The following is a 19,869-nucleotide window of genomic DNA, read 5'->3' on the forward strand; positions in this document are numbered from 1 at the left end:
CGTTTACTTCATGTTTTGTTTAGTTTTCAAAGTTCACTTCATCGCGTCATTAGCGACTTTTTCATATTAACATCCTCAGAAGAGCCTGTCAACATTTTTTTAAAATCTTTTTTCTTTCGACGCCGTCATCTCTTGGCGACATAGAATAATATAACATCGATAAATCACACCGTCAACACTTTTTAAAAGTTTTTTCAAAAAAAATGAAAACTCTTTTCTAATAAAGAATACACATGTATTTGGACATACAAATATTAACTCTTAATACTTTAATACAAACAAGCTGAATACACTTAAAAAAGTACAACAAAAGGATCCTAACAGTAGTGAATTGTTCAATATCATCTATCCGATTTGAGAGAGGTGTAAATAATGAATGGTTTCGTATTGTTTTCAAAGTAACATATTTTTACATTATTAATCATTCTCTTACTTCTTATCTGTTTATTTTACTTCAGAAATTTAATAAACAATAAGAAAAAAGTAGATTTATTCATCCGCACATCGTCTCAATGTTTACAGTTGAATTTCTATTATATGGATGGCTTATTAAAACAAACCAGTGGGATTGGGGTGATTCATTACCTCTCCAACTATGCGGTATAAGTATGTATCTATGCTGTTATACACTTATTACAAAAAATTATAAAGTATATGAGATTATCTATTTTTGGGATAGCTGGGGCTATCCAAGTTGTACTTACTCCAGATATCAAATATAGCTTTCCTCATTTTAAATATATACAATTTTTCACTACTCACGGAGGAATTATTATTTCTATTTGTTATATGACATTTATCTTTGGATATACTCCAACTCTCCATTCATTATTAAAGTCCTTCCTTTATATAATTTTATTAGCTATACCTATTTACTTACTGGATTATGTCATAAACGGAAACTACTTATTTTTAAGAGCTAAACCTGCTGGAGCAAACTTGCTAGAATTTTTTGGGCCATGGCCATATTACTTAATAGTATTAGGCTTAATTCTTATCCCCTATTTTTTGATTTTATTTCTCCCAATTCATTTTTTAAACCAAAAGAAGCAGATAAACCAAGTACCATCCAATTATACTATCAATTAATAATGTGAGAATGTCCTGTATTTAGCTTAAATCCAAAATTCATCAATTTCATTAAATAAGTTCGAATTGTTTTCCATGTTAGCACTAACATTTCCTATCTCATTTATGCTATATTTACAATGAATGGGGTGGACAAAGTGGCAAAAAAGAAAAGTAGTAAAATTAATAATATAAGAACGTTTGCACTTTCATTATTATTTATTGGCTTCATCATTATGTATGGTGGTGTATTTTTCAGAGAGCATAAGATTGTCATGACGATATTTATGCTTGTGGGATTTTTAGCGATTATTGGTAGTACAGTTGTTTATTTTTGGATCGGAATGCTGTCTACAAAAACGATTCAAGTCATCTGTCCGAATTGTAACAAAACGACTAAAATGCTTGGTAAAGTTGACATCTGTATGTATTGTAATGAGCCACTTACATTAGATCCTTCATTAGAAGGAAAAGAATTTAATGAAAAATATAATAGCAAACGAGATGCTAAACAATAGCATAATAAATAAAGCACATTACAATTATGTAATGTGCTTTATTATGATAATGTTTTTTCTTTACATTTAGGACAAATACCGTATACTTCCATTCTATGATTGGTTACTTCAAATCCCGTTTCCTTTTCAACATAAAGATTGATTCCTTCTAATCCGTCGTAATGAAAGTCATTCATTTCACCACATTTTTCACAAATAATATGATAATGATCAGTTGTTATATAATCAAAACGACTAGAAGAATCACCGAAGTTTAATTCTTTAACCATTCCTACTTCACGTAATACTCTGAGATTATTGTAAACTGTTGCCACACTCATATTTGGAAATTTTCCCTCAAGTGCTTTATAGATTTCATCAGCAGTTGGATGTGTTCCACTTCCTATTAAATATTCTATAATTGCATGCCTCTGAGGTGTAATACGTACGCCGCTATTCTTTAAATGTAAAATTGCATCTTGAATATTTTCCTTATGCAACGCCGCTCTCCCCGTTTCTATAAAATAGTTCCAAAATTAATTACTTATTATTAGTTTATTCAACTGCAAGAATATTTGTCAACTTTTTGAGAATTTCTTAAAAAAATTAGCCAATGCTTGTATCCCATATACCAAAACAAAAAAAATGTGCGAGAATTCTCTCGCACTTCAATATGCTATCATCTGAGGAGGTATGCCCTATACTTCAATATATTCCTTAAAGCAATATAGGTATAGACGAAAAGCTCGATTATTTTAGATAAAACGATTCTTTCTCAAAAAAACTTAACATAAATCAAGTTATTAACCTAAAATAGTTTGTACAAATTTTAAGAACGATAAATTACACTAAAAACATCTTCAACATGATTCTTGACTCTAACCTTTTGCCATACATTTTCGATACAACCTTCTTCATCAATTAAAAATGTTGTACGTTCTATTCCCATATACTCCTTACCAAAATTATTCTTTAACTTCCATACATCATATAACTTTGCAACTTCAGTTGTTTCGTCTGAAAGTAATAAAAATGGTAATTGATGTTTTTCAATAAATTTTTCATGTCTTTTTACAGGATCAGGACTTATTCCTAAAATTACTGTTCCACTATTCATAAACCTTTCATATGAATCTCTAAAGTCACAAGCTTCCGTAGTACAACCTGGTGTCATATCCTTTGGGTAAAAATAGAGAACTACTTTCTTACCTCTAAAGTCTGATAAAGTTACATCTTCTCCATTACTTGCTGGTAAAGTAAATTCCGGTGCTTTCATTCCAATTTCAACAGTCATAACAATCTCCTTAATCATAAATATTAACGTTCTTCTTTAAATACTTGTAAAACAAAAGCCGCTGGCATCGTATAACCGATGAGCGCTTCAATCATAGCAACCCATCTACCGATCCCCACTGGTACAATATCCCCATAGCCTACAGACAAAAGGGTGATTGCGCTAAAATATAAGCATAACCCCATTATATGGTAATTAGTCCCTTCAATAGGAATAGAATGCTCAATTAAAATTGGATGTGGCCCTCGCTCTAGTATAAAATACACTGCGCTAAAGCCTATAAGTACCGTTCCATATATTAAAAATAAAAGTATGTAATTATTAATTGAAATAAGACTTTTATTGACTTTTGTAGTTGAAGTATTCCATAAATACACTAGACTATACAAAATCGCAAATATAGCAATAAAAAAGAAAAAAGCAGTTCCCATTCCAATCACCTCATTTCAATTTATGAAACAAGCTATTGAAATAGAATACTGCTTAGTTACCAGCACCTTTATATTTTTTTACACCTTGGTTCCAAATTAAAACAGATATAACAAAAACAACTAATCCCATAACCGGTGTTAAAAATGAATAGACATACCATTCACTTCTACGAAGAAAATACGCAGCTGGATAAACACCAACAAATGCAAATGGTAAAATCCATGTTAAGACAAAGCGAATTATTGGATGATAAATATTAATCGGATAACGACCATAGTTTCCTATATTATACATTAATGGCATAATAGACGTTCTTGCATCTGACCAAAATCCGATACTTGCTAAGGCAATAAAGATACCGGCATACACAAACATTCCACCAAAAGCCATTAGTAGAAATAAAAATGGATCATACCAAGTGATTGAAAGTCCTAATTTAAAACCTGCATAAATCATAATAATCAATCCAGTAATAGCACCTAGTAACGATTCTAACTCCATTTTCTCTAATACAACTTGAAAAAGACTATGAATTGGTCGAGTTAAAATACGATCAAACTCTCCCTTTACAATGTAACGATCATTAAAATCCCATATATTAAAAAATGAAGCAAAGAGAGCAAATGGAACTAAAAAGAAACCATAAATGAATACAATTTCGTCTCGGTTCCATCCTTCAATAAGTGAAGTATGATTGAAAACTAATAATATAAAAATTAAATTTACAGCCTGAGCCATCAAATCAGATAAAAATGATAAAAAGAAATTTGCTCTATATTGTAATTTCGTTTTTAAGTATTGACCCGAATATTGTAGAAATATATTTAAATAAAACATTCTTTAACCTCCTTGTATAACAAGATGCTTTTTAGCTTTATACCATATAAGAGTAATAGGGATACATAAAATAATAATCCAAATTACTTGAAATAAAAGGCCTCTTAAAATCAATTCACCTTTTATGCCTTGAGCAAAAATCATACTAGGAATATAGCTGATCCCTTGAAATGGTAAATACTTCATTACATCTTGTGCCCAAACCGGAAAGAACGTAATTGGAATCGTTAAACCTGAAAATAAATCAATGATGACACGTTTAGCTTGAATAAATCCCATATTATTTTGAAGGAAGAATGCCATTAATCCTGTTAATAAATTCAATTGTGTATTAATTGCAAAACTGAAAATCGAAGCAATTAAAAATAAACCTAAAGTTTTCAAATTAAATGAAACATCTAAACGAAAAATTAAAGCAACTATAATAAAGCCTGGAATTGAAAAGAAAAAGAATCTAAAAATCCCCTCACCTAACCCTTGCATCACTTTAGTAAGTAAATAGTTATAAGGTCTAATAAGTTCTATTGCTACTTTACCTTCTACAATTTCTTCAGCAATTTCACGGTCAAGATTATTAAAATAAAACGCCCTTGCCATCCAGGCAATTGCTACATAAGTAGTCATCTGGTTTACTGAAACACCTTGAATTGATCCTTGGTGACCGTAGATCGCTTTCCATAAAAAGAAATAAGCACCTATATTAATCGTATAAATAACAATTCCGGTGTAATAATTAGTACGATACGCTAACATCATTAAAAAACGGATACGAATGATTTCAATATACTTACTCATTACTAATACCTTCTTGGTAAATGTTTCGTATAATTTCTTCTGTAGAAATCTCTAACATCTTCATATCTTTAACAGGATTTGATTGTACTACTTTTGCAATAATCATAGAAATAAGTGTTTCATCATTCGGTAATGTAACACTCCAAATATTTTCGCCTTCTTCTTCCTTCCATTTTACATCAGTTCGTCCGATTAACTCATTTAATGTAGTATGATTTACAGGCTTAATAAACTGGAATTGAATTTCTTTCTCTTCGCCCCATTGACCTTTTAACTGTTCAAGTCTTCCATCATAAATGATTTTCCCTTCATCTAACATAACTACTCGATCACATAGTGCCTCAATATCAGAAATATCATGGGTTGTTAAAAGAATTGTTGTGCCATATTTTTGGTTTAACTCTTTTAAAAACTCGCGAATTTTTAATTTTACTAATACATCTAATCCGATTGTTGGCTCATCTAAAAATAATAAAGGTGGATTATGAATTAAAGCAGCAGCTAATTCACATCTCATTCTTTGACCTAAAGATAACTTTCTTACAGGTTGATCTAATAATGGCTCAATATCCAAAGTCTTAATGATATACCCCATATGCTCTTCATATTGTTTATCTGGAATTTGATAAACTTTTTTTAGTAATCGAAATGATTCTTGTACAGCAATATCCCACCATAATTGAGATCTTTGCCCAAATACAACACCTATTGATTTAACAAAACGCTCTCGATCTTTTTGAGGGTGGAAACCATTAACTGTTACATCACCAGAAGTAGGAGTTAGTATTCCCGTCAACATTTTAATTGTGGTCGACTTCCCTGCACCATTTTCCCCTATATAAGCCATCATTTCACCTTTCTTTACAGAAAAGCTTATATTATTAACGGCTGTTTTTGTTCTATAGTTTCTTGTAAACAAATCTCTAAATGCACCTTTTACACCAGAGCGACTCAAGAAAGTTTTAAATTCTTTGTGTAAGTTTTGAACTTCTATTATATTTTCCATAGACTGCCTCCATTTTTTATTCCGTCGCTTAGTGTATTTGAAATACGAACTAAGTACAATAAAAAAGTACTAAAAAGTAGTTTCCAATTTTTTTCGTACTATTTTTATGAAAAATATAGATTCTACAAAATGTTCAAATTTCTTTTCAACTTGTAAAGGCTTACATTTACCACGAGCTAAAATTTCGTGCTAGAATGTAATTTAACCACATAAATAATGTAAAGATGCCGGTTAAATTCTTTCATTTTTTTATTAATAATGGGAGGTACTCCATGAATAATCAAAAGTCAATTGAAATACATAATGAAGCTTTAGAACACATCGTTGGAGGCGTAAACAGTCCTTCAAGATCGTTTAAAGCAGTTGGTGGCGGAGCTCCTGTCACAATGAAGCGTGCAAAAGGCGCATATTTTTGGGATGTAGATGGCAATCAATATATAGATTATTTAGCAGCATACGGTCCTATTATCACTGGCCACGCTCACCCACATATTACAGCTGCAATTACAAAAACAGCAGAAAATGGTGTCCTTTACGGTACTCCTCATGAACTTGAAGTACAATTTGCCAAAATGCTAAAAGAAGCGATTCCTAGTATGGATAAAGTCAGATTTACAAATTCAGGTACTGAGTCCGTAATGACAACTATTCGTGTAGCGAGAGCATACACTGGTCGTACTAAAATCGTTAAATTTGCTGGATGCTATCACGGACATTCAGATTTAGTACTTGTTGCTGCAGGTTCTGGACCATCTACTCTTGGTACTCCTGACTCCGCTGGTGTACCGCAAAGTATTGCTAATGAAGTCATTACAGTTCCATTTAATGACGTTACGGCATATGCAGAAACAATGGAAAAATGGGGTCATGAAGTAGCTGGAGTACTTGTTGAGCCAATCGTCGGTAACTTCGGAATCGTTGAACCGAAAGAAGGATTCCTAGAAGCTGTAAATGAAATTACGCACAATCATGGTGCATTAGTTATTTATGATGAAGTGATTACTGCCTTCAGATTTATGTATGGAGGAGCACAAAATTTACTAGGAATTGAACCAGACTTAACAGCTCTTGGAAAGATTATAGGCGGTGGATTACCGATTGGAGCTTATGGTGGTAAAAAAGAAATTATGGAAACAGTTGCCCCACTTGGTCCTGCTTATCAAGCTGGTACTATGGCAGGTAATCCAGCATCAATTGCAGCTGGAATTGCATGTCTTGAAGTATTAAAACAAGAAGGTGTCTATGAAGAATTAGATCGTCTAGGTACTATTCTTGAAAAAGGTATTCAGGAAAAAGCAGATGAGCACAACATCCATATAAAAATCAACCGCTTAAAAGGTGCCTTAACTGTTTATTTCAACGTTGACGAAGTAACGAATTATGAAGAAGCAAAAGAATCAGATGGAGAAGTTTTCGGTAGATTTTTTAAACTTCTTTTAGAAGAAGGTATTAATCTAGCACCATCAAAATATGAAGCTTGGTTCTTAACTACAGCTCACACTGAACAAGATGTTCACCAAACAATTAACGCTGTTGGGAACGCGTTCTTAAAATTATCTACGATTAAACTATGATATATCTGAGGTCACTACAAGTTGAAGTGACCTCTATTCATACATAGTTAATTCTGAATAATCAATTTTTTTATTATAAATAGGAGGTAGTTAAATGAAATTTCAAACGAAAACAGAATGGTCACCAGGTTTATTTAGAGATTATTACAATAACGAACATGATGCATGTGGGATCGTTGCCTTTATTAATCGTTCTATAACTCAAACAAGAGATACAATCGATATTGCTGCCGAAAGTTTACGAAAGATGAATCATCGAGCGGGATTTACGAACGGTGAAGGTGATGGTGTAGGAATTCAGACTGACATCCCTACACTACTCTGGCAAGAAAAACTTACGTCTGTAGGAATTAGTCCGGAAGTCGTTTCACACCCTTCATTTACAGTTGGACATTTCTTTTTAGATGAAAAATCAGAAATACAAACTTTGCTCCAAATTTTTGAAGAAAATGGTTATGAAACTTTATATCATAGTTGTAATCAAACCTTTACTTCAGCACTTGGTCCGATCGCTCAAGCAGTAGAACCTGAGTTCTTACAAGTAGCATTACTCCCAATTAAAAATCACCAAAGCACAACTCTATTTGATTTAACAAATATTATTAGCAAAAAAACAAATGTAACTGTTGTCTCTCTCAGTCAATCAACTTGCGTTTATAAAGTAATGGGAACAATCGATACTTTATTGTCATACTATTCAGATTTACAACATCCTAATTTTCAATCATCTGTTGTGGTAGGTCATAATCGATACTCAACAAACACATCTTCTTCGTTTTCAAGAGTTCAACCATTTAGCATGCTTGCACATAACGGAGAAATTAATACAATCGAACAATTAAGAATTGAAGCAAAACAAATTGGCGCAAATATTAAGCATGGAAACAGTGATTCACAAGACGTAAATATAACACTTGAGACGCTTATTCATAAATATAATTACACTTTGAAAGAAGCAATGGAATTATTATTCCCGCCTGTACCTGCAGAATATGAATCAGATCATGAAGTAAACTCCATTTACAATACAATTCGAAGTACATTCGGTCCATATTGTCAAGGTCCCGCAGGTGTACTTACAAGAGAAGGAAATGAATTTGTTGCTAGTGTGGACGCTTTAGGTTTACGCCCAGTTTGGTTACTTGAAACAAATGATTATTATGTATTTTCATCTGAGCAAGGTATCCTTTCTCCAGAATTATTTATATCTGAGCCACATGCTCTTTCGCCTGGAGAAAAAGTCGGTATTAATTTACTAAAAGACAGTGCTCAACTATTAACACACCGTGAATTAACACATTTCGTTACAGCGAAACTAAACGAAAAATTAACAATGAATCTAGCAAATAAAGAAGCAAATTCAGCTGATTATGTAGAACACTCACCTCCTTCAATTCATCCGTATGAATATGGAGCTTTTGGATGGCAAAAGGAACAAATCCAATTAGTTGAACAAATGGCAGAAAAAGGTGCAGAACCTATTCGTTCATTAGGGCATGACGCACCACTAGCATGTTTAGATGAAGCTAGAAAAAACATTTCTGACTTTATGAAAGAAACAGTGGCAGTAGTAACGAACCCTGCTATCGATCGTGATCGTGAAACAGAGCATTTCTCTATTTCTGTCATATTAGGAAAAAGGCCATCCATTACAAAGAAAGATTCGGGAATTGTTCTACAACTCCCTTCTCCGATATTAGGTGATGGTTTTGTAGGAAATACGCTAAAAGCTAGTCGTCAACAAATTTCATATGAAGAAATTATAAATTTATATCAATTAGAAAATAAACTTTATACAATTCAAAGTACATTTTCTAATTTGCCTTTAGAAGAAACATTGTCCCAATATAAATACGAAGCAGTAGAAGCTGTAAAAAATGGTGCAGAATGTATTGTTATTACCGATGATGAGGCTCATAAAAATAATCAATACTGGATTGATCCGGCTCTTATTACAGCAATAATTCATAATGGACTTGTGAATGCTAGGCTAAGAAGAAACTGTTCGATTGTCTTAAAGACAGCTGCAGTCCGTAATCTTCACGATGTAATGGTAATGAAAGGTTTAGGAGCAGATGCAATTAATCCTCATTTCCTTTTTGGAACAATTTCAGAATTGGAAGCTCCTGAAAAAATAGTAAAACTTTATGATGTTTTAAATAAAGGAATCGAAAAAGTTATTTCAACAATAGGTATGCATGAGTTACGAGGTTATGCAAAAATGTTCAGTAGCATTGGATTACAAGAAGATATCGCTTCGTCTTTAGGCGTAATAAATTTCTTCGGTGATCAAACAGTTTCTGGATTCAAATTATTAGAGGCTGATTCGAAAAAACGATCTGAAGATTACAACGCAAATAACGCAACTATGCCAAAATCTTTCCATGTATTCCCTCGAATTTGGAAAGCTATTGGAGAAACAGCACAAACAGGTAGTTATGAAACATACCGTCAAAAATTAAATCAAATTGAAGAAGAGCGACCAACTACAGTACGTCATGCGCTTTCTTTAGTTGAGAGTAGTAAACCAGTTGATTCTAGTCAGGTCTCATTAGAAATAGGTACTCACTCACTACCATTTATTATCAGTTCTATGTCTTTTGGATCTCAAAATGAAGTTGCTTTCAGAGCATACGCTGAAGGCGCTAATCGACTAAACATGATTAGCTTAAATGGTGAAGGTGGAGAAATCCAAGATATGATTGGAAAATATCCAAACACTCGTGGACAGCAAATTGCTTCGGGCCGATTCGGAGTTAATGCTAACTTACTTCACTCTTCCAACTTAATTGAAATTAAAATCGGTCAAGGTGCAAAACCTGGTGAAGGTGGTCATTTACCAGCTTCAAAGGTTACACAAAAAATTGCGGAAACGAGAAATGCAACACTTGGTTCTGATTTAATTTCACCTTCAAATAATCATGATATCTATTCAATTGAAGACTTAGCTCAAATGATTAGTGAAATTAAAGCTGTTAATCCTAAAGCAAAAGTTGCTGTAAAAGTCCCTGTTGTTCCGAATATCGGCACAATTGCTGTTGGTATTGCAAAAGCTGGTGCAAACTTTATCAATATTAGTGGTTTTGATGGAGGAACTGGTGCTGCCCGTGTTCATGCAATTCAAAATGTAGGTTTACCAGTTGAAATAGGTGTTCGCGCAGCCCACAATGCACTACTAGAATCTGGTTTACGTAATTCTGTCGAGATTTGGGCAGATGGCGGAATGAAAAGCGTAAATGATGTAGTAAAAATGATGATTTTAGGTGCAAACCGAATCGGATTTGGAACTTTATCAATGATTGCGATCGGTTGTACGACATGTCGTGGTTGTCATTTAGATACATGCCACGTTGGTATTGCAACACAAATCGAATCAGAAATAGAAGCAATGCGTCACGGTTTACGAAAATTCACACCTAGACAACTTGAAACAGCAGTAACAAATTTAGTACAATTCTTCACTGCATTCAAAGATGAATTGCAAGTGATTGTTGGTTCATTAGGAGTAAAAAATGCTCAAGAGCTTGTTGGTAAAACTGAATTCCTAAAACAAACAAGATTTTTAGATACGCTAAGTTTAACTAATTTATTATCTACTAATAAAATTGAAGCTAAAGAATATGTACTTTCAAAAGGAGAATCTGCTAAAGTACTTCAAAGTAATGACGTTGGAGTTTATGCAAAGGTTGACAATGAATATCGACATGCCGGCAGCTTATTAATCCATGATCTAGTAGTAAAAAAACAAACGCAAGGTGTAGCTTCCCCTGTCGAGATTTGCTTCGAGGATCAATCCATTCCTGGAAATGGCTTAGGAACCTATACAGTAGAAGATTATTCTGTATTCGTTCAAGGCGGAGCTCAAGATGGTGTAGCGAAAACTGCTTTTGGTGGAACGATTTTTATTAGTAAAGCTTTAGGTGCTAACGGACAAAACTTTGGCGGTTCGGTCGGAAAATGCTTTGCATATGGAGCGCAAAAAGGACAATTCTTTATCCAAGGTAACGCTGACTCGCGAGCAGGCATTCGTTTATCAGGAGCCGATGTAGTAATTGGTGGCCATAATCACTCTAGTCAACCTATTTCACAGAAAACTCGCCTTGGTGCAAAAGCCAATATAAACGGTTTTGCTTTTGAATATATGACTGGTGGTCGTGCAGTTGTTCTAGGAGATCCAGGTCCATGGATGTGTGCGGGTATGACTGGCGGAGTAATTTACGTTCGAAACTCATCTGAATTAGGTCTTACTAAGGATGCTTACCAAAACCGAATTGCAAAAGGTGCAAGTGTGAGTATTGTACCAGTCGATGAAACAGGTAAAAACGATCTAAATGAATTGTTAGAGAAATATATATCTCTTTTAACTCAACATAATCAGCATGACGAAGCTGTATTTGTTCAAAGTTTATTAGACGATATTGAACAAAACTTCTTACAAATTAAACCTAAAAAAGAACAAGCGGATCCGTCTGTTTCAACTGAATGATTTTATAAAAAAGAAGCGAAATCTTTCGCTTCTTTTTTCTGTTCCACCCCCTTATTTAAAGGTAAAGCCCTTTCATTTTTAAGTTCGAAATCTTTTAATTTAACTAATAATTTAATCTTTTTACTCATTCATATAATTAACAAAATTTCTTAAAAAATTGTATTGATAATGCGTGTAGTTCATTGTATAGTTACAGGATGTTACATGAGAAAAAAATAAAAGTTACTTTTAATTGAAACAATTTTGAAGAACACTCGATGTAATAAATAGTAGTTTAGTAGTAATATAGTTTAACGTTCATATTTCATTACAAGCATTAAGCTAGACAAACAAAAAGGAGTAATACAATGAGATTAGGAGCGCGTGTTCTAAAAACTGGTATAGCTATTACGCTCGCCATTTATAGCGCGATGTTTTTTGATTTATCAACAGCTTCAATTGCAGGTATCTCTGCTATTTCGGCATTAAAATCATCAGTAAACCAATCATATAAATCGTTAATTGAACAACTTCAGGCTAACTTGATTGGTGCGATACTGGCAATTATTGCAGTGATTACTCTAGGGAATAATCCGGTAATTATAGGATTTACATGTATTCTCGTGATTATCATTACATTAAAACTAAAACTCGAAAATACAATTGCTACAACATTAGTTACTGTAGTCGTTATTATGGAGGTAAGTACAAGTACCGAACACTTTGCCATTTTTACTTTCGATCGTATTTTGGCAGTAACAATTGGTGTCTTAGCTGCATCATTTGTAAATATTTTCTTAATGCCTCCAAATTATGAAAAAAAATTATCTCGTGGCATGATTTCGATTACTGAACAAACAAATAAATTAATGATGATGGCTCTACACAAAACTGTTAGCCATAATGGTTTAAAAGATGAAATTTATCAATTAAAAGAAATCATGAGAAATGTTACGAAAATATATCGCTTATACAAAGAAGACCGAATCATTCTTGTTGGTCGTAAGAAAAAAGAGCATGAAAAATCTCGTAAAATCGTATTGTTTAGACAAATGCTTGTCACAGCCGATAACGCATTTGATACGTTAAAAGCTTTAAACCGATTAGAATATGAAATTAACGCATCTCCAAAAGAGTTCCAAGATTTAGTAAAAAATGAACTAACATGCTTAATGCAATTTCACGAACATGCTTTAATGAAATTAATCGGCAAAGTAAACTTTGATCAAACTGCTCCACTTCATAGAGAAGAAAATATATTAAAAGATAAATTAACAAAGGCATTCTTGGACCATCATGATATTAATGACGAAGAAAAACAAAAAACATGGTTACATTTATTCCAAGTCGTATCTGCCATTTTAGAATATAGCGAAAATGTTGAGCATTTAAATACACTCGTTGATAGCCATCAAACTTATCACAAAGAATACCAAGTTCAAGTTGAACAGGTTGAAACAATGTAAAAGCCTCCTAATTGTGGAGGCTTTTTATTTTGTATTTGAATCAATTGTACTTCGTTTATTGAAAAAGTGGGGTATCTCGATGGCGTTCTTTATTTGAGGCTGATTTTTTCAATCCATGCCATAGAAATTAGCCTATTTTTATCCATTTTCAGATCGATTGCAAAGAAATTAGAGCAATATTGCTGGTTTTTCCTATTAAGAGTATCTTCTTGTACAATCATTCGGTATGGGTAATTTTTTATCTTATTTGCGATTCTTGAAATTTTAATTGCAGTTTTTCTGGTTTTATTTGCGATTCTTGAATTTTAATTGCAGTTCTGCCAATTTTATTTGCGATTTCTGAATTTTAATTGCAGTTGGCTGTTTATTTGCAACTTATCCTTATTTATTTGCACACTTACTTCCCTTATTTGCGTTCTTCTCACACTTATTTACAGCGCGGATTTAATCCGCCACTACTCTTCTTCTGACAAACCGTATTTACACTTCTTCAAATAAAAAAAGCACAAAGAAAACTAAAATTTCTTTGTGCTAACCTTCTATACCGAACTCGAACTTATCTCTAAATTTTGAATTTCAAACAAATGGTAGTAAGCTTCTTTTTTAGCCATTAATTCCTCATGAGAACCAATTTCGACAACTTGACCATGATCAATATAAACGATTTTATCTACATGTGTAATGGTAGATAATCTATGTGCAATAAATATTGTTGTACGGTTCTTTGCTAATTCATGAATCGCGTCTTGGATATACCTTTCATTTTCTAAATCAAGAGCTGAAGTAGCCTCATCAAATATTAGAATAGAAGGATTTCTTAAAAATACACGGGCAATAGCTACACGTTGTTTTTGACCACCAGAAAGCTTTACTCCTCTTTCCCCAACAAGCGTGTCATATCCATCTGGTAAACTCATGATAAAATCATGTGCATTGGCTGCTTTGGCAGCTGCAATAATTTCTTCTTCACTAGCACTCGGATTCCCATAATGAATGTTCGATTTTACAGTATCACTAAATAGAAAATTGTCTTGTAAAACTATACCGATTTTTTCACGCATACTTTTTAAATCAAAGTCCCTTATGTCGACACCATCAATTTTAATAGACCCTTTTGTTACGTCATAAAAACGTGGTATTAAACTAACTAACGAAGACTTTCCACCACCGCTCGATCCAACCAATGCAATCTTTTGACCAGGTTCAATTTGAAAAGTTACATCTTGAATGACCTCATCATCAACGGCATTGTATTGAAAAGATACGTGATTAAAGTGAATTTGACCATCTAACTTCTTTGCATAAATTGGATTATCACGATTAACGATATCATACTTTTCATCCATTAATTCAAAGACACGATCCATCGATGCAAACGATTGTGTTAATGCTGTTGACGAATTAGCTAATCTTCTAAGTGGATCATATAAACGATCAATATATCCGACGAATGCTACCATCTCACCAAGTGTTAAGTGACCATGTATGACTTGATATGCAGAAAAACCGATAATTAATAATGGTCCAATATCAGTTAATGTATTAATAATTGTAAACGTACTCGCATTCCAACCTGTATGTTTAAGAGCACGATCTAAAAACTCACCATTTTTTTCTTTAAATAGTCCGCTTTCATAATCTTCCAATGCAAAACTTCGTGTTACTTGCATCCCTTGAATTCTTTCTGTTAAGAACCCCTGTAAAACAGCTAAAGCTTGAGATCTTTGGCGAGTCAAAAATCGAAGTCGACCGAAAAAGTACTTTACTGCTAATGTATAAAACGGCAATACGATTAATGATACAAGCGTTAACTTTACATCCATTGTTAACATGATTGTAACTGTAATTAAGATTGTAATTAAATCTAACCAAACATTCATCAACCCAGTAATAACAAAGTCTTTAGTAGATTCAACATCATTTATTACTCGTGAAATGACTTCACCCGTCTTTGCATTAGCATAATATCTTAAGCTTAGTTTTTGTAAATGTTTAAATAAATGATCTCTAATGTCAAATAAAATTCGACTACCTATATATTGAGCATAATACTGTCTGAAATACTCAATAGGTGGTCTTACAATAACAAAAATTCCAAATGCAATTAGCATAATGTAGATAAGATGTGAGCTTTTGGTTGCAATTGGTAATGATGAATTAATGATGTTATCAACTACATATTTTAATAAAAACGGTAATATTAATGGGATTCCAAATTTAACGATACCGACAGCAATCGTTAAAAAAATATGAAATCGATATGGTTTAACAAATCTTAAATAACGTTTAATACTTCCCATATTTTCATCCTTTCATATCATTCAAAAAGAAACTGTTGAGCAATCTTTTTGAGATGATTGATTCTCAAAAGACTAAGTCCGCTCAACAGTTTCGATTAATCACGATACATTAAGAATCGTTCATACCAATTATCAATAAAATCAGTAGCAAACGGCCCTTTTCGTTGATGAATTAATTCCTTTAAATAACCTAAGTTCTTTTTTAAGATTGGGTCAATAATAGGAGGATAATTCATTATTTGTCGATGATTCTCATATTCATCTTCATCTAACAGCACGTAAGTCATATCTGGAAAAACTTTAATATCTAGATCATAGTCAATATACTTAATGGCACCATCTTCAAAGACGAATGGTGAGCTAATATTACAGTAATAATAAACTCCATCTTCTCTAATCATTCCTATGACATTAAACCAATAATCCATATCAAAGTAACAAATTGCTGGCTCTCGTGTAACCCATGTTCTACCGTCCGATTCAGTTACAAGCGTGCGATCATTTGCGCCAATTACTAACTGCTGCGTCCCTTTTAAAATGGTTGTCTCTTCCCATATACGATGAATATGTCCATTATGTTTGTAACTATGTATCTGTATTTTTTCTCCTGGTTTGGGAACGTTCATTATTTCTCCCTTCTTTCTAGTGTGGACGCATTTCAACACTTTATTTATACTTTACACTTCTATTATAACTAGTTCTTATCCATTTTTAAACAAAAGGGAGGTTAATTTGGTAAAATGCCCCATTGTTTTTTTATTTTAATGCAATTTTTCTCTCATCTGAGAAAGATTTAATAATTTGCTGTGTTTGTATTAAAAAGGTGTCTTGGATAGCTTTTAATTCAGATCTCATTATATGTATTTCATCTTGGATAGAAGACAATTTTGACAAATCCTCTAATTCAAATAGTTGGTTTTCAATTTCTTGACATCGTTCAATTTCTTCTTGAATCTTTATTAACTGATCCATTGTTTCAAGCTGACGACTTACCAATTCATCGAATACTTGCATACCATTCACCATCCTTATTTCATTATTACACTATTTCTTGAAAACTAACATAATCCCTTTGACTACATTTGACGATATTTGACTATTGAGAAGAAATTAATAATTCTATGTGGATTTAAAATGTTGGACTTTAATTATACGAAGGTAAAAGAGCACCCTATTTATAAGGGTGCTCTTTTTGAACGTTCTTTATAACAACTAGACTGCATGATCTCTCATCAGACAGGAAGATGAATATAGAAAGTAAGTTTCTTTGCCTTACTACCCTTTCATCAACAGCGCACTTCTAGTAATACTCTTTTTAGGTTATTATTGTTGGTTTTGTTGTCCAAAGTTTTTAGAAGCAGCTTTTTGAGCAGATTGTTGATTTGCTTCTCTTACTGCTTGAACATCAGTTTCACTTGAAAACTCTTGTCCAAAACTTTGGTTTTGTTGTTTAACTTTTCCAATGTTAGTTCCAGCTGCTGTTTTTCCAGCATTGAATTGATTGTTGTTGTTGTTCATGATTTATCACCTCCACGAATAATATGATGTCCATTAATCGGGTTAATATGTAAAAAAATTTTACTTATTTTTTTTGTTTAATGAACTGCTCGAGTGGAAAACTATTTGAAGAAATTATGAGGAGGTTTTATATGTACATTGGGAGAGATCTTTCAGAATTATCAATGACTCCAAAAACGCAATGGAGAGACAGTGAATTAGAATACTATCATCATTCACTTCAGCAAATTACTGGTTATTTAAATATTGAAGGTAGCACAATGCAAAAAGAAATTATAAAAGAAATTGAATCTCGTGGTGGTCTTCATAGAAATGAAGCAGACTGGACTAGTGGTACACGCCCTACTATAGACTAACAAATTTAAGATAACCACAAAAAATCCCAACACGTTGTTGGGATTTTTTTGTGGTCAATATTTAAAGTAGTTTTTCGATTTGCTGATAAATTTTTTGATGCACTACCGGAAACGGCAGCTCTTTACACTCATCTAATGTAACCCATTTCTGATTACTTGATAAACTCCCCTCATTTACTGCTTCTCCAACATAAACTTCCATTTTCCATACAAGATGTGAAAAAACATGCTCAATATTAAATTGATAAGATAAACCTTCAACTTCTAATTGAGATTCTTGATTTAAGAAGAAGCTAAGCGTATCACTTTTAGATAGCATCGTTGATTGTAATTCAGCAGTTGGAAACTCCCACATATTAGCAAGTAATCCACTAGAAGGTCTTTGTTGAATTAAATATTGATTATTTCTATTCTTAATGACACCAACTGCTAAATCAATTGGTTTTGGTGCCTTCTTTTTACTTTTTATAGGTAACTCAGTAACAACTCCAGTTTCGAAAGCTAAACATTGTTCTCTCACAGGACATAGTAAACATGCAGGATTTGTTGGTGTACAAATTAATGCACCCAGCTCCATTAAACCTTGATTAAAAGCAGATGGATCTTCATGGCTAATTAAAGCTCTTACAGCTTGTTCAAAAATTTTTCGGTTTTTAGGTACACCAATGTCCTCCCAAATTGTTAATATTCTAGATAATACCCTCATTACATTCCCATCAACTGCTGGCTCTGGTTTTCCATATGCAATACTAAGGATAGCTCCAGCAGTATATGGTCCTACGCCTTTTAATTTGCTTATTAATTCTGGCGTATCTGGTACTTTCCCTGAATACTCTTCATGGACTTCTCGTACAGCCGATTGCAAATTTCTAGCTCTAGAATAATAACCAAGTCCTTCCCATGCCTTTAGTACTTTTTCTTCCTCGGCATTCGCCAAGTCAGCAATAGTAGGGAAATTTTGCATAAACTTATTATAAAAAGGGATTACTGTATCTACACGTGTTTGCTGAAGCATTATTTCTGAAACCCATACTCGATATGGGTCTTTATTCTTTCTCCAAGGTAAATCTCTCTGTTCTGCTAAAAACCAATTAACTAAATTATTTTTAAAGTCATTTTTGGGGAAAACTTCTAATGTCTTATTTAAATCATTATTCATAACTTATACCTTTCTCTAACATCTATATGTTTTGTTAATAGTCAATACTATAAAAATTAAAAGGGTAAGTAAAGGGAGGAACTAAATGGATACTGGTACTCATCTTGTAATGGGATTTACACTTGGCGGATTAGCAACCCTGAGTCCTATTGTCCTACATGACCCACATTTGACAAACTCACTCTTATTAACAACAATCATCGGATCACAATTACCAGACAGTGACACGATATTAAAATTAAGAAATAACGCAAAATATTTAAAACATCATCGTGGAATTACGCATTCAATTCCAGCAGTCATTTTATGGACATTATCACTTTCTGCGCTTATGACATTATTTAACAACAGAGAACACTTTGGACTCTATTTATTCTGGTCTTTTCTTGCAGTAAGTGTGCACGTATTCGTTGATTTATTTAATGCCTACGGAACCCAAGCACTAAGGCCTTTTTCAAAACGCTGGATTGCTTTTGGCATCATAAACACTTTCGATCCAATTATTTTTGCAATCCATTTAGTTGGAGTTCCATTTGTTATTTTTCATTTTAGAGCTGGTCCAATCTGTGTCATGCTCTATTTCATTATGATTTTTTACTATGCGTTTAGATATCGACAAAAACAAATCGTGATTCAAACAGTCACAAAAAAATTACCAGATGTAAAACGCGTCTATGTTTCACCTTCTATAAAATACACTCATTATCATATTGTAGCAAGTACAGATTCACATCATTACGTTGGAAAAATAAAGAAAAGAATCTTTAAAATCCACGACGTATTTAAAAGAATCCCTTTACCAGTAATTGAAGACGTAAAAGCAGCCTTTAAAGACGAAAACGTTAAATCCTTTCTAGCATTTTCACCAGTTTACATTTGGGAATTGATTGGACATGACGACCATAAAGAATTAAGACTAATCGATCTAAGGTATCGAACCGAAACATACTACCCATTTGTTGCAGTAGTCAAATTCGACTACGAACATAATATTATCAGTTCATTCACTGGCTGGATCTTTAGTGAGAAAAAATTGCAGAAAAAACTAAAAGCTTAATTCGTTTTATCTTCTAATAAAAAATAACCCTTAGCAATTTTTTTG

General features: G+C 32.9%; 17 protein-coding genes and 2 pseudogenes. 7 read left to right on the forward strand and 12 right to left on the reverse strand.

Going from position 1 to position 19,869, the window contains the following annotated elements:
- Positions 1 to 624: 624 nt before the first annotated feature.
- Positions 625 to 1,089 carry a TIGR02206 family membrane protein gene (locus EP747_RS25425; protein WP_419179326.1) on the forward strand — a complete coding sequence of 155 codons (465 nt, stop codon included), beginning with the start codon at positions 625 to 627 and terminating at the stop codon, positions 1,087 to 1,089.
- A 137-nt stretch (positions 1,090 to 1,226) separates the two neighbouring features.
- Positions 1,227 to 1,586, forward strand: a complete 360-nt coding sequence (locus tag EP747_RS18065) for a YgzB family protein (RefSeq protein WP_091023209.1) — start codon at positions 1,227 to 1,229, stop codon at positions 1,584 to 1,586.
- A gap of 41 nt (positions 1,587 to 1,627) precedes the next feature.
- Here the strand turns inward: EP747_RS18065 and EP747_RS18070 are convergent, their stop codons facing one another.
- The 7 genes and pseudogenes from EP747_RS18070 to EP747_RS18095 all read right to left on the reverse strand — a co-directional run.
- On the reverse strand, positions 1,628 to 2,065 hold the full coding sequence (locus EP747_RS18070) for a Fur family transcriptional regulator (RefSeq protein ID WP_025672070.1): 438 nt from the start codon (positions 2,063 to 2,065) through the stop codon (positions 1,628 to 1,630).
- 329 nt (positions 2,066 to 2,394) lie between these two features.
- On the reverse strand, positions 2,395 to 2,859 hold the full coding sequence (gene bcp / locus EP747_RS18075) for a thioredoxin-dependent thiol peroxidase (protein WP_129691489.1): 465 nt from the start codon (positions 2,857 to 2,859) through the stop codon (positions 2,395 to 2,397).
- Positions 2,860 to 2,882: 23 nt separating this feature from the next.
- Positions 2,883 to 3,290: a potassium channel family protein gene (locus EP747_RS18080; RefSeq protein WP_129691490.1), complete on the reverse strand. Its 408-nt coding sequence runs from the start codon at positions 3,288 to 3,290 to the stop codon at positions 2,883 to 2,885.
- 52 nt (positions 3,291 to 3,342) lie between these two features.
- Positions 3,343 to 4,128, reverse strand: coding sequence for an ABC transporter permease (locus EP747_RS18085; protein ID WP_129691491.1), 786 nt, complete (start codon positions 4,126 to 4,128; stop codon positions 3,343 to 3,345).
- Positions 4,129 to 4,131: 3 nt separating this feature from the next.
- Positions 4,132 to 4,923, reverse strand: a complete 792-nt coding sequence (locus EP747_RS18090; RefSeq protein WP_056468360.1) for an ABC transporter permease — start codon at positions 4,921 to 4,923, stop codon at positions 4,132 to 4,134.
- Positions 4,916 to 5,053 (reverse strand): annotated as a pseudogene (locus EP747_RS25430) (daunorubicin ABC transporter ATP-binding protein); the annotation flags it as partial. The gene EP747_RS18090 and the pseudogene EP747_RS25430, both read right to left, overlap by 8 nt.
- Positions 5,054 to 5,139: 86 nt before the next feature.
- Positions 5,140 to 5,929: pseudogene (locus EP747_RS18095) on the reverse strand (ABC transporter ATP-binding protein); the annotation flags it as partial.
- Between the two features lie 272 nt (positions 5,930 to 6,201).
- Between EP747_RS18095 and EP747_RS18100 the strand changes: the two are divergent.
- The 3 genes from EP747_RS18100 to EP747_RS18110 all read left to right on the forward strand — a co-directional run bounded on the left by EP747_RS18100 (position 6,202) and on the right by EP747_RS18110 (position 13,434).
- On the forward strand, positions 6,202 to 7,503 hold the full coding sequence (locus EP747_RS18100) for a glutamate-1-semialdehyde 2,1-aminomutase (RefSeq protein ID WP_129691493.1): 1,302 nt from the start codon (positions 6,202 to 6,204) through the stop codon (positions 7,501 to 7,503).
- Positions 7,504 to 7,597: 94 nt separating this feature from the next.
- Positions 7,598 to 11,989, forward strand: coding sequence for a glutamate synthase-related protein (locus tag EP747_RS18105; protein WP_129691494.1), 4,392 nt, complete (start codon positions 7,598 to 7,600; stop codon positions 11,987 to 11,989).
- 347 nt (positions 11,990 to 12,336) lie between these two features.
- Entirely contained in the window at positions 12,337 to 13,434 is a 1,098-nt protein-coding gene (locus EP747_RS18110) for an FUSC family protein (protein WP_097978296.1), read from the forward strand.
- A gap of 539 nt (positions 13,435 to 13,973) precedes the next feature.
- Here EP747_RS18110 and EP747_RS18115 read toward each other — a convergent pair.
- The 4 genes from EP747_RS18115 to EP747_RS18130 form a co-directional block, all read right to left on the reverse strand.
- Positions 13,974 to 15,734: an ABC transporter ATP-binding protein gene (locus tag EP747_RS18115; RefSeq protein WP_129691495.1), complete on the reverse strand. Its 1,761-nt coding sequence runs from the start codon at positions 15,732 to 15,734 to the stop codon at positions 13,974 to 13,976.
- Between the two features lie 95 nt (positions 15,735 to 15,829).
- Positions 15,830 to 16,360 carry a DUF402 domain-containing protein gene (locus EP747_RS18120; RefSeq protein WP_088014823.1) on the reverse strand — a complete coding sequence of 177 codons (531 nt, stop codon included), beginning with the start codon at positions 16,358 to 16,360 and terminating at the stop codon, positions 15,830 to 15,832.
- A gap of 130 nt (positions 16,361 to 16,490) precedes the next feature.
- Positions 16,491 to 16,748, reverse strand: a complete 258-nt coding sequence (locus EP747_RS18125) for a YgaB family protein (RefSeq protein ID WP_025671838.1) — start codon at positions 16,746 to 16,748, stop codon at positions 16,491 to 16,493.
- A gap of 309 nt (positions 16,749 to 17,057) precedes the next feature.
- Entirely contained in the window at positions 17,058 to 17,252 is a 195-nt protein-coding gene (locus EP747_RS18130; RefSeq protein WP_129691496.1) for a gamma-type small acid-soluble spore protein, read from the reverse strand.
- Between the two features lie 131 nt (positions 17,253 to 17,383).
- Here EP747_RS18130 and EP747_RS18135 point away from each other — a divergent pair, with 131 nt between their 5' ends.
- Complete coding sequence (locus EP747_RS18135) at positions 17,384 to 17,608, forward strand: hypothetical protein (protein ID WP_129691497.1); 225 nt, start codon at positions 17,384 to 17,386, stop codon at positions 17,606 to 17,608.
- A gap of 61 nt (positions 17,609 to 17,669) precedes the next feature.
- Here EP747_RS18135 and mutY read toward each other — a convergent pair whose 3' ends face one another.
- Positions 17,670 to 18,767 (reverse strand): A/G-specific adenine glycosylase, encoded by a 1,098-nt coding sequence (gene mutY / locus EP747_RS18140; RefSeq protein ID WP_129691498.1) that lies wholly within the window; start codon positions 18,765 to 18,767, stop codon positions 17,670 to 17,672.
- A gap of 85 nt (positions 18,768 to 18,852) precedes the next feature.
- On the opposite strand from mutY, the gene EP747_RS18145 reads away from it, so the two are divergent.
- Complete coding sequence (locus EP747_RS18145; protein ID WP_129691499.1) at positions 18,853 to 19,824, forward strand: metal-dependent hydrolase; 972 nt, start codon at positions 18,853 to 18,855, stop codon at positions 19,822 to 19,824.
- Positions 19,825 to 19,869: the final 45 nt, after the last annotated feature.

Origin of the sequence: Gottfriedia acidiceleris (assembly GCF_004138285.1) — a bacterium.
Taxonomy (GTDB): Bacteria; Bacillota; Bacilli; order Bacillales; family Bacillaceae_G; genus Gottfriedia; species Gottfriedia acidiceleris_A.

What these genes read in the sequence shown, in the direction of transcription:
- bcp (WP_129691489.1), bottom strand. Translation starts at nt 2,859, where the DNA reads ATGACTGTTGAAATTGGAATGAAAGCACCGGAATTTACTTTACCAGCA.
- EP747_RS18080 (WP_129691490.1), bottom strand. Translation starts at nt 3,290, where the DNA reads ATGGGAACTGCTTTTTTCTTTTTTATTGCTATATTTGCGATTTTGTAT.
- EP747_RS18085 (WP_129691491.1), bottom strand. Translation starts at nt 4,128, where the DNA reads ATGTTTTATTTAAATATATTTCTACAATATTCGGGTCAATACTTAAAA.
- EP747_RS18090 (WP_056468360.1), bottom strand. Translation starts at nt 4,923, where the DNA reads ATGAGTAAGTATATTGAAATCATTCGTATCCGTTTTTTAATGATGTTA.
- EP747_RS18100 (WP_129691493.1), top strand. Translation starts at nt 6,202, where the DNA reads ATGAATAATCAAAAGTCAATTGAAATACATAATGAAGCTTTAGAACAC.
- EP747_RS18105 (WP_129691494.1), top strand. Translation starts at nt 7,598, where the DNA reads ATGAAATTTCAAACGAAAACAGAATGGTCACCAGGTTTATTTAGAGAT.
- EP747_RS18110 (WP_097978296.1), top strand. Translation starts at nt 12,337, where the DNA reads ATGAGATTAGGAGCGCGTGTTCTAAAAACTGGTATAGCTATTACGCTC.
- EP747_RS18115 (WP_129691495.1), bottom strand. Translation starts at nt 15,734, where the DNA reads ATGGGAAGTATTAAACGTTATTTAAGATTTGTTAAACCATATCGATTT.
- EP747_RS18120 (WP_088014823.1), bottom strand. Translation starts at nt 16,360, where the DNA reads ATGAACGTTCCCAAACCAGGAGAAAAAATACAGATACATAGTTACAAA.
- EP747_RS18125 (WP_025671838.1), bottom strand. Translation starts at nt 16,748, where the DNA reads ATGCAAGTATTCGATGAATTGGTAAGTCGTCAGCTTGAAACAATGGAT.
- EP747_RS18130 (WP_129691496.1), bottom strand. Translation starts at nt 17,252, where the DNA reads ATGAACAACAACAACAATCAATTCAATGCTGGAAAAACAGCAGCTGGA.
- EP747_RS18135 (WP_129691497.1), top strand. Translation starts at nt 17,384, where the DNA reads ATGTACATTGGGAGAGATCTTTCAGAATTATCAATGACTCCAAAAACG.
- mutY (WP_129691498.1), bottom strand. Translation starts at nt 18,767, where the DNA reads ATGAATAATGATTTAAATAAGACATTAGAAGTTTTCCCCAAAAATGAC.
- EP747_RS18145 (WP_129691499.1), top strand. Translation starts at nt 18,853, where the DNA reads ATGGATACTGGTACTCATCTTGTAATGGGATTTACACTTGGCGGATTA.